This is a genomic window from Sphingomonas sp. GC_Shp_6 (assembly GCF_026540835.1).
Classification (GTDB): domain Bacteria; phylum Pseudomonadota; class Alphaproteobacteria; order Sphingomonadales; family Sphingomonadaceae; genus Sphingomonas.
In genome coordinates this window covers 1-9,368 of the sequence record NZ_JALNUO010000033.1, presented here as the reverse complement: position 1 = coordinate 9,368, position 9,368 = coordinate 1, and the positions used below count along the sequence as shown (strand labels likewise).

Sequence of the window (9,368 nt, the reverse complement as noted above, 5' to 3'; positions counted from 1 at the left end):
GCTCAGGACTCATTGGTCATAGCCAGAAGATGACGGTGGCCGCGAGCGCGACGGCCAAGAAGAAGACGGTTGGACAGCGGTCGTAGCGCGTGGCGACGCGACGCCAGTCTTTCAGGCGGCCGAACATGATCTCGATGCGGCTGCGACGCCGATAGCGGCGCTTGTCGTACCGGACCGGCTCGTTGCGCGATCTCCGACCTGGGATGCAGGGCTGAATGCCTTTGGCTTCGAGGGCATCCCTGAACCAGTCGGCATCATAACCGCGATCACCAAGCAGCCATTCCGCCTTTGGCAGATCGTCGAGCAAAGCTGCCGCGCCGGTGTAGTCGCTGACCTGCCCGGCGGTCATGAAGAAGCTCAAGGGCCGCCCATCCGCATCGCTGACGGCGTGGAGCTTGGTATTCATGCCGCCTTCGTACGGCCTATCAGGCGGCCGAGATCCCCTTTTTAACCCGCAGGCTCGATGCCGTGCGGTGTGCCTTCAGGTAGGTCGCGTCGATCATGACCGTCTTCGGCACGGCCTCCGCTGCCGCGAGACCCTCCATCATACGGAGGAAAACGCCCCGTTCACCCCAGCGCTTCCACCGGTTGTATAGCGTTTTGTGCGGACCATACGCGCTCGGTGCATCACACCAGCGCAGTCCGTTGCGATTGACGAAGACGATGCCACTCAGCACCCGCCGGTCATCGACCCGCGGCTTGCCATGGCTCTTGGGGAAGTACGGCCGCAGGCGCGCCATCTGCTCATCCGTCAGCCAGTACAGGTCGCTCATCCACGGTCTCCTTGCGGAGCATGAATCAGATCGCGCCTCTCACATCAATGGGTCCTGACTCTAGCTCGTCAGATGGAGACGAGTGATGCGGCGAGGCCGATTTACCGAGGATCAGATCATTGGCGTGCTGCGCGAGCATGAAGCTGGCGTGAAGACCGGCGAGTTGTGCCGGAAGCACGGGATCAGCGACGCGACCTTCTACAACTGGAAGGCGAAGTATGGCGGCATGACCGTGTCGGAGGCGGCCCGGCTGCGCACGTTGGAGGACGAGAACCGACGGCTGAAGAAGCTGCTGGCGGAGTCGATGCTCGACGTGTCGGCGTTGAAGGATTTGCTGGGAAAAAACTGACCCGGTCTGCGGAGCGCTACGCTGCGGTGGAGAAGCTGATGGCCGATCACGGCTTCTCCGAACGTCGCGCCTGCAGGCTGATCGGGGTCAATCGATCGGCATGGCAATATGAGCCGCTGCGCGGAAGGGACGACGTTGTCCGCGAGCGGATGCCCGAGATCGCCAATGAGCGCCGCCGGTTTGGCTATCGGCGGCTGGCGATCCTGCTCAAGCGTGAGGGCAATGGCATGAACCTGAAGAAGGTCTATCGGCTATATCGCGAGGAGCGGCTGACGGTGCGCAAGCGTGGCGGCCGGAAGCGCGCGCTGGGCACGCGGGCACCGATGGCGATCCCGCAGGAACCCAACCAGCGCTGGTCGCTCGACTTCGTGTCGGACTCGTTGGCCTGCGGCCGGCGGTTCCGCCTGCTCAACGTCATCGACGATTACAGCCGGGAATGCCTGGCGTGCATCGTCGATACCTCTTTGTCGGGCCGGCGGGTTGTTCGCGAGCTGAGCGCCATCGCCGAACGTCGCGGGCTGCCGTGCACGGTGGTCAGCGACAATCCTGTCCTGAGCGGAGCCGAAGGGGGCACTGAGCTCACCAGTCACGCCGTCCTCGCCTGGTGCCAGGAGACCAGGGTCGAATGGCATTACATCGCGCCGGGCAAGCCGCAGCAGAACGGCTTCGTCGAAAGCTTTAATGGTCGCTTGCGCGACGAGTGCCTGAACGAGCACCTGTCCCCACCGCTGGCTGCGGCGAGACGGATCATCGAGGCATGGCGGACGGACTACAACACCGTGCGTCCGCACAGCAGTCTTGGCGGGTTGGCACCCGCCGAGTTTACGAACCGCCCCCGCCATGGGCATATGGATAACGAAGCTAAGTTATCAGCGGCCTGAAAACGGGGAGCACGTCAGGGTCGTACCCGCTCACACGCCTACGGTCGCGTGGCGCCCGTCCCATCACCAGACCCTGACCGCGGGTTTGAGGAAAAGACGGTCAGCCGCTTGGTGATGTTGGCGATCGTCGGCGCGGTCAGGCCGGTGAGCGTGGCGAGTTCGACGCGCGACGTCTCGCCCACCAGGCGAATGGCCTGCAGCACCGTGCGCTGGTTATAGTCGCCCGCACGGACCAGGTTGGTCCCCGACATCGATGCCGACAGCCGGACGGAGCGCGCATTCGCCGAATGGACCACGCTTTCCCGGTGCGAATGTCCCCGGTCCCTCTGCGCCGTCATCCGGTTCGTCATCCATTTTCCATGTGCCCGAGACGGTGATTAGAGTGGATTGAAGCATTACGCCAACCACAAGCCGGCCGCCGGTGTCCGGCGGCGGCTCTCGGGCAGGCGGTGCTTGCCTGGCGAGGCTTTGTCTTCCAACATTCGCCGATGACCCTCATGCCCGCTTCCGCCGATCCGGCGAAAGATACCGTCGTCACCCCCGCCATCATCGTCAGCGCGCTCGGCGCGGCGCTCGGGGGATTGTTGTTCGGTGCGCTCCAGACGCATTTCGCGCTGTCGGATCAGGCCCTGGGATTTACCGTCGCGTCGGCGTTGATCGGGACGGTGATCGGGTCGCTCGGCGCCGGTGCGCCGGCCGATCGGTTCGGCCGCCGGCCCGTGCTGCTCGCGATCGCGGCCCTATTAAATCCATCCGCCAGCCATCCGCTTAAAGCAATTGATTTTTCATCGATCTCGCGGCGTTGATGGCACGGTCGAAGCGGGTTACGCCGGATGCCGTATCGCGGCCGCCGCCGTCGCCCGGGAGGAATGCTTGCCCACTGCCGTACCCGAATTGGAAAGGATCGATCCGGCGCGCTTCGACGCGGATGTCGTCGCGCCGTTCCGGCCGGTGGTGTTGCGCGGCCTGGCGGCGGACTGGCCCGCGGTCGTCGCTGCGTGGCGCTCGGACGAGGCGGTGGTCGACTATTTGGCGACGCTCGATTCCGGGCGTCCCGCGCAGCTTTTCGTGGGTCCGCCCGAGATCGAAGGCCGCTTCTTCTACGATTCCGCGCTGGCCGGTTGCAACTTCCAGACGCGCGCCGCGCCGCTCGGCGCGCTGATGCGCCATTTGCTGGCGACGCGAGGCCAGGCAAAGGTCGATGCGCTCTATGCCGGTGCGGCCGCGACCGACGAGCATCTGCCGGACTGGTCCGCGCGCAATCCGCTGCCCTTCGACCTGCCGACGGCGCGCGCGCGCGTGTGGGTGGGCAATCGTACCGACGTCGCTACGCATTTCGACGAGGCGAGCAACATCGCGGTAGTGGTGGCCGGCCGGCGGCGTTTTACGCTGTTCCCGCCCGAACAAGCGGACAATCTCTATGTCGGGCCGCTGCACCTGACGATCGCCGGGCCGCCCGTCAGCATGGTCGATTGCGAACGGCCCGACCTGGACGCATATCCGCGCTTCGCCGAGGCGCAGCGGCACGCTCTGGTCGCCGAGCTCGGGCCGGGCGACGCGATCTACATTCCGCCGATCTGGTGGCACGACGTGCGGGCGCTGGCGCCCTTCAACGTGATGGTGAACCATTGGTGGGAGGATGCCGATGCGGTGTCGCCACTCGATGCGTTTAAAAGGACGTTGCGCGCGGTGCGCGATCTGCCTCTGCCGTACCGGGCGGCCTGGCGGCATTGGTTCGAGCGGTTCGTGTTCGACGACGATGCCCCGCAGGCGGCGGACCATCTGCCCGATCATGCCCGCGGGCTCGTCGGGCCGCCGTCGCCCATGCGTGACGCCTTCCTGCGCGAACAGGATCAGCGCGGCAAGGCTGGCTGAGCGCTTAGCCCATTAACGATCCCGGCGCGGGGAAACGCACCTGGAACGCCTGTTCCAGGAACGCGCGGTGGCTGGTGGCGCCCGCCAGCCCCTCGGCGATGTTCGCGCGGATTCGCTCCAGCGCTTCGCCGATCTGGGCGTTGGTGAAATAATCCGCCAGCGGGTCCCAGCGTTCGGGGCGGATCCCTAGCCCCACGAACATCGACAGCCAGCTCGGATCGCCGAACGCGTCCCATTCGTAGCGCACCATCCGGCCGCGGCTCTTGAACATCCGGACCTTGTGGTCGAGCTTGTCGGGCAGCGTCATGGCGCGCACCCTGTCCCACAAGGGCTGCCCGGTTCGCCCGTTCGCCCAATAATGCAGCATCAGGAAATCGCGTACGCGCTCATATTCGAGCGTGGTGATCCGGTTATAGTCCGCCGCGAGCGCCGGATCGCAATGCCGATCGGGCCAGAGTTCGAGCAGCCGCTGGATGCCCGAATAGATCAGGGTAATGCTGGTCGATTCCAGCGGCTCGAGAAAGCCGGCCGCCAGGCCTAGCGCGACGCAGTTGCCCGACCAGAAGCGCTGGCGGTGACCCGTGGCGAAGCGGATCAGGTTCGGCTCGGCAAGCGCCTCGCCCTCCAGCGTGATGGACAGCGTGGCGATCGCTTCGTCGTCCGACAGATGGGCACTGGAATAGACATAGCCGTTGCCGACGCGGTGCTGGAGCGGGATCCGCCATTGCCACCCGGCGTCGCGCGCGATCGCCTGTGTGAACGAGGCGATCGTGTCGGTCGAGCGGTGCGCACAGGGGATGGCAACCGCCCGATCGGCGATCAGATGATCGCGCCAGTCGACATAGGGTTCGCCGAGCGCGCCGCCCAACAGCAGCGAGCGGAAACCCGTGCAGTCGATGAAGAGGTCGCCCGCGATCGTCCCGGCCTCCGCGGTCTGGACCGCGGCGATGTTTCCCGTGGCCGGATCGCGGTGGACGGCGGTGATATGCGCATCGACGTGAGTCACGCCGCGCGCGGTCGCGACCTGCTTGAGATAGCGGGCATAGAGACCCGCGTCGAAATGCAGCGCCCAGTCGAAGAACGCGTAATCGGGGGCAGGGCGCGGCGGCGGCATCATCCGCCCGGTTTCGGCCAAGACCGTTGCGAGGCTGTAGGCGCCGAGCGAAACCGACGATCCGGCCGCCTGCTGTTTCAGCCAATACTGGTGGAACGCCACGTCGTTGGACGGCGTGCCGTACAGGCCGAAGGGATGGAAGAAACGGCTGTTCTCGCCCGCCCAGCCGTCAAAGCGGATCCCGAGCTTCAGCGTGGCGCCCGTCGCGCGGACGATTTCGGCTTCGTCGAGGCCGGCTTCGCGGAAATAGTCGCGGATCGCGGGCGTGGTCGCCTCGCCGACCCCCACGGTACCGATCGCGGACGATTCGACCAGGGTGATCGACAGGTTCTGCCGCTGCAGCCGGCGCGCCATCAGCGTCGCCGCCATCCAGCCGGCGGTGCCGCCGCCGACGATCACGACGGAGCGGATGGGATTGGCCGAAGGGATGGTCATGATCGAAGGGCCTGCCGGCAAGCGCGCCGCGTGACAAGCCTCTCGCATGCGTCGCCCGACGCATGCGAGAGTGATCGTCAGCGCAGGATCAGAACTTCACGCGCGCGCCGATCGCGTAACGGCGCTCGTAGATGTTGTTGTACGCATGCTCGTCGGTCCAGGTGAGATAATATTTCTCATATTCGCCGGTGAGGTTCGATCCCTGCGCATAGATCGTGAAGTGCGGATTGATGTCGTAGCTGACCGACGCGTCCACATAGTTGGTGGGGCGCTGATAGAGTTCGAGCCCAACCAGGCCGCCGAAATCCTGCGAGACGGCGCGCGTGGAGCGATAGTTCCAGGCAACACGCGCCTGGAAATGGCTATCCTGGTAATAGCCGACCACGTTGGTCTGCAGCTTCGAATTGTCCTGGAACGGGATCTTGTTGCCCGCCAGATCGGTCTGGCCCGAATCCGATGGCGAATAGGTGATGTTCATGTCGAGGCCGAAGTTGCGCAGGATGTTGGGCATGAAGCCCAGATCCCCGAACGACTGCCGCCACTGGCCTTCGAGCCCTTTCAGCGTGCCGCTCTGGCCCTGGATGGGGGTGCTGATCGATACCGTGCGGCCGCGCACGACGCCGTCATTGTCCGGCAGATCGGTCCGCAGCACCGAACCCTGCTGGATGAAGCTGTCAACCGAGATGTAGAAGGCCGCCACGCTCAGCAGGCTCGAACGGCCGATATACCATTCCAGCGACGCATCGAGGTTGTTCGCCCGCCACGGATCGAGCTGCGGGTTGCCGGTGGACGAGCCGCCCGTCACGCGAAACACCGGCGCCGCGCCGCTCGTGTCGATGGCGTAGTTCGGCGTGAGGCCGCCACCCCATTGGTCGAGGTTCAGCAGCGTCATGGTGCGCGTGAAGGCGAGACGCAGCTTCAACTTATCCGCCAGATCCAGCGCGACGTTGAACGAGGGCAGATAATCGGTGAAGCTGCGGCGCGTCCGGTCGGTGCCCGCCACGGCGCCCTGCACGCCGTAAGGCTGCGGGTTGCCGGTGATGTACTGAAGGATGTCGAGCCGGGTGTTGATGATCTTCACGCCGGCATTGCCGGAAATGGGCAGGCCGAACAGGCTGCCAGTGAAGTCCATCTGCGTATAGCCGCTGATCTGCTTCACGCCGACCTGATAGGACGCACCAGGGTTCTGCACCTCCACGTTGCCGGGGTAGAAGCTGTTCTGGAACGCCAGCGCGTTGTTCATCGCGTTCGGATCGATCGTGTAAACCGCCGGGATGCCCTGCACGGGCGGGGTGACCTGGCGCACGATGCCGCTGACGCTGGGATCGGTCGCCGGGCGCGTGAGGCCCGCGGTATAGGGCACGAAGCCCGTGGTGCCGTAGACGCCCGTGCCGGCATGGCAGCTCGCGTCGTTGATCGGAACGTCGAAGCCCTTCCACTTGACGAGGCAGGCGGCGTTCGCCGTGGCGCCCGTGCCGCTCGCCTGGCCCGCATAGAGCGGCGCGGCGCGGTCGAAGGCGAAATCGCTGTTCGAACGGTCGCTATAGCGTGCGCCGAACTCGAAGGTCAGCGCGTCGTTCGCCTTGTAGGAGCCATCGGCGCGCAGGATCTTCAGATCGCCGTTCTGGCGGTAATTGCCTTCCGACGACAGCGTCTTCAGCGCGTACATGCTCTTGTTCGACAGCTCGCTGGTCAACTGCGCGGGCAGCGTGAAGACGGGCTGGTCGCCGCTGAAATCGACGATCGAGTGAAGCGAATTGGCGCCGGCCAGCGTGTCCACGGTGTAGCCGCCCGGATTGAACGCGCGGTCGCCCGAGGGATAATGGCCGATACCGCCCGGCTCCCATTGCAGACCGTTCGACGGGCTGAACTGCGCATAGCTCTGGTCGTAGCTCTGGCTCGCCTTGCCGTAGATCCCGCGCAGGTTCAGCTTGACGGGGCCGCCATTGTCGAACTTCAGCTCGGCATTATAGTCCTGCGACTGCGAGACATATTTGTCGGTCTGCGCGTAGGACGAGAAATCGCCCAGGTCGTAGTTGTAAACCTGCGTCGTGTTGATGTGATAGACGCGGCCGTCGGACCCGGTGACGGTGGCGCCGGTGTCGCGCGATGCGCCCGGCACGAACTCGCCGGCCTGCCAGTTGATGTTCTGCTGCTGGACGCCCGACGTGTGATTGTACTGCGTCTGGTGCGTGTAGAAGCCGTCGACCGTCAGTTCGAGCGAGTCGGTCATCTTCCACTGGGCCGAACCGTTGATGCCCAGGCGGTTGCGGTCGGTGATGGTGTTGAACGCCGAAAAGCCCTGCGGCACGATGAACGCGTCGTTGGAATCGCCGTCGCCGTTCACGTCGATGCCGCCCGCCACGGCCCTGCCGTGCGGCCGGTTGCTGGGCGAGAAGCCGCCGGTCGATGTCGCGTCCGCGGTGCCTTCGTTATGATAGGTGGCACCGTAGGAGCTGAGGAAGCCGTTCTGCGAATTCTCCAGATGCGTGCGCGTATAGGCGGCCGAGACGAGGAAGCCGAACCGGTCATTGTGCCAGGCGAGCAGGCCGTTGACGCTCGGATCCTTGTCCTTGGTCTTGCTGCCGTAGAGGCCCTGCGCGTCGGCGGCGACGGTGAAGCCCGATTTCAGGTCCATCGGCCGGCGCGTGCGCAGGTTCACCGTGCCGGTGACGCCCGCGTTCAGCAGGTCGGCGGTGGAGGATTTGATGACGTCCGCGCCCGAAAAGAGCTGCGAGGGTACGTCGTTGAAGTTGGGCTGGACGCTGTTGATCGAATTGGCGCCCAGATATTGTTCGCCGTTCAGCAGCGTGGTGACTTCGGGCAGGCCGCGAATGTTGATCGACGAGCCTTCGCCCGCGTCACGGCGGATCTGCACGCCGGGAATACGCTGCAGCGAATCCGAAATGGTGACGTCGGGCAGCTTGCCGATGTCTTCGGCCGAGATCGAATCCTGAACCGACGCGGCATCGCGCTTCAGCGTGACGGCGCGCTGCTGCGATGCGCGAATGCCGGTGACGACGATGTCGCCCGGCGCCGCAGCGTCCGCCTCCTGCTGTGCCTCGCCCGCGCCAGGCCCGTTGAGCGGCGGCGTGGGGGTTGCCGGCGTGCTGCTCGACTGCGGATCGGTGCTGGGATCGGTCTGCCCACGATTGGCCGAGGGATCGGCGGGCGTGCCGTTCATCGTCGAACCGGCGGTGGCGGGTGCGGTGATCTGGGCCATGGCGGCGGTCGACAGGCTGGTCGTCGACACGGCGGCCAACAGAGCGAAATATCTGGAATGGCGGGTGTTGAGCATTTCGGTCTCCCCTAATCAGCCGCTTTTTGGCAGCTATTTTTCTGGCGCTCGATGCGGTGAAGGGGGCGCGCGACGGGCGAGCGGACCTTCCTGCACCGGACGGATGTCTGCGGTTGGTGTCGCGAAATTTCACTTTCCCGCCAACGGGTCAACAATATTTCAGAAATTTGAATGAATTAATGGCGGGTGCGGCATCCTTGCATCATTTGCATCCAATTGGCCCAGTGCCGCGCTACTCGACGAGCGCCGAATGGCGCATCAAACGACGCTGCGCCAACCGCATAGCGGCTGGCGCAAGGCCATCTCCGCGACCATCGCATTTTCACCGATGGTTCTGTCAGACCAACGTGGCAGCTTGGGCAGGGGGCTGATAACGGTGGCGGATGCCCCGCCGTTCACGTGCCCTGCCGCCATCGCCGTTTCGCCATTTCGCCGCTTCAACTCGTCACCTGAGGTAATCCGCCTTGTGGTGATGATGTACGTGCGGTTTCCGTTATCGCTGCGGAACGCCGAAGACCTGCTGTTCGAACGCGGGATTGATGTCTGCCACGAGACGGTGCGGATGTGGTGGAACCGGTTCGGGCCGCTCTTTGCCGGCGACATTCGCCGTCAGCGGGTCAACCACATGCGCGGCTTTCGCCAG

At 64.9% G+C, this 9,368-nt stretch carries 5 protein-coding genes and 3 pseudogenes; 4 read left to right on the top strand and 4 right to left on the bottom strand.

What is annotated here, in order from left to right; all coding sequences use genetic code 11:
- Nucleotides 1-16: 16 nt before the first annotated feature.
- Nucleotides 17-773 (bottom strand): annotated as a pseudogene (locus OXQ95_RS18385) (IS5 family transposase).
- An 85-nt stretch (nucleotides 774-858) separates the two neighbouring features.
- Between OXQ95_RS18385 and OXQ95_RS18380 the strand changes: the two are divergent.
- A protein-coding gene (locus OXQ95_RS18380) for an IS3 family transposase (protein ID WP_267383052.1) occupies nucleotides 859-2,003 on the top strand; the annotation gives its coding sequence in 2 pieces (ribosomal slippage) (nucleotides 859-1,108 and nucleotides 1,108-2,003; 1,146 coding nt in all).
- A gap of 101 nt (nucleotides 2,004-2,104) precedes the next feature.
- Here OXQ95_RS18380 and OXQ95_RS18375 read toward each other — a convergent pair.
- Nucleotides 2,105-2,254, bottom strand: a pseudogene (locus OXQ95_RS18375) (sugar kinase); the annotation flags it as partial.
- A gap of 237 nt (nucleotides 2,255-2,491) precedes the next feature.
- Here OXQ95_RS18375 and OXQ95_RS18370 point away from each other — a divergent pair.
- On the top strand, nucleotides 2,492-2,809 hold the full coding sequence (locus OXQ95_RS18370) for an MFS transporter (protein WP_267383050.1): 318 nt from the start codon (nucleotides 2,492-2,494) through the stop codon (nucleotides 2,807-2,809).
- Between the two features lie 67 nt (nucleotides 2,810-2,876).
- Nucleotides 2,877-3,878, top strand: coding sequence for a cupin-like domain-containing protein (locus OXQ95_RS18365; protein ID WP_267383048.1), 1,002 nt, complete (start codon nucleotides 2,877-2,879; stop codon nucleotides 3,876-3,878).
- A 4-nt stretch (nucleotides 3,879-3,882) separates the two neighbouring features.
- Here the strand turns inward: OXQ95_RS18365 and OXQ95_RS18360 are convergent, their stop codons facing one another.
- Together OXQ95_RS18360 and OXQ95_RS18355 are read right to left on the bottom strand one after the other, a co-directional pair.
- On the bottom strand, nucleotides 3,883-5,427 hold the full coding sequence (locus OXQ95_RS18360) for a tryptophan halogenase family protein (protein ID WP_267383045.1): 1,545 nt from the start codon (nucleotides 5,425-5,427) through the stop codon (nucleotides 3,883-3,885).
- Between the two features lie 88 nt (nucleotides 5,428-5,515).
- Nucleotides 5,516-8,725 (bottom strand): TonB-dependent receptor, encoded by a 3,210-nt coding sequence (locus OXQ95_RS18355; protein ID WP_267383043.1) that lies wholly within the window; start codon nucleotides 8,723-8,725, stop codon nucleotides 5,516-5,518.
- 250 nt (nucleotides 8,726-8,975) lie between these two features.
- Here OXQ95_RS18355 and OXQ95_RS18350 point away from each other — a divergent pair.
- Nucleotides 8,976-9,368, top strand: a pseudogene (locus tag OXQ95_RS18350) (hypothetical protein); the annotation flags it as partial.

Bases quoted from the DNA above. Each gene is read 5' to 3' on its own strand.
- OXQ95_RS18370 (WP_267383050.1), top strand. From the start codon at position 2,492: ATGACCCTCATGCCCGCTTCCGCCGATCCGGCGAAAGATACCGTCGTC.
- OXQ95_RS18360 (WP_267383045.1), bottom strand. From the start codon at position 5,427: ATGACCATCCCTTCGGCCAATCCCATCCGCTCCGTCGTGATCGTCGGC.
- OXQ95_RS18355 (WP_267383043.1), bottom strand. From the start codon at position 8,725: ATGCTCAACACCCGCCATTCCAGATATTTCGCTCTGTTGGCCGCCGTG.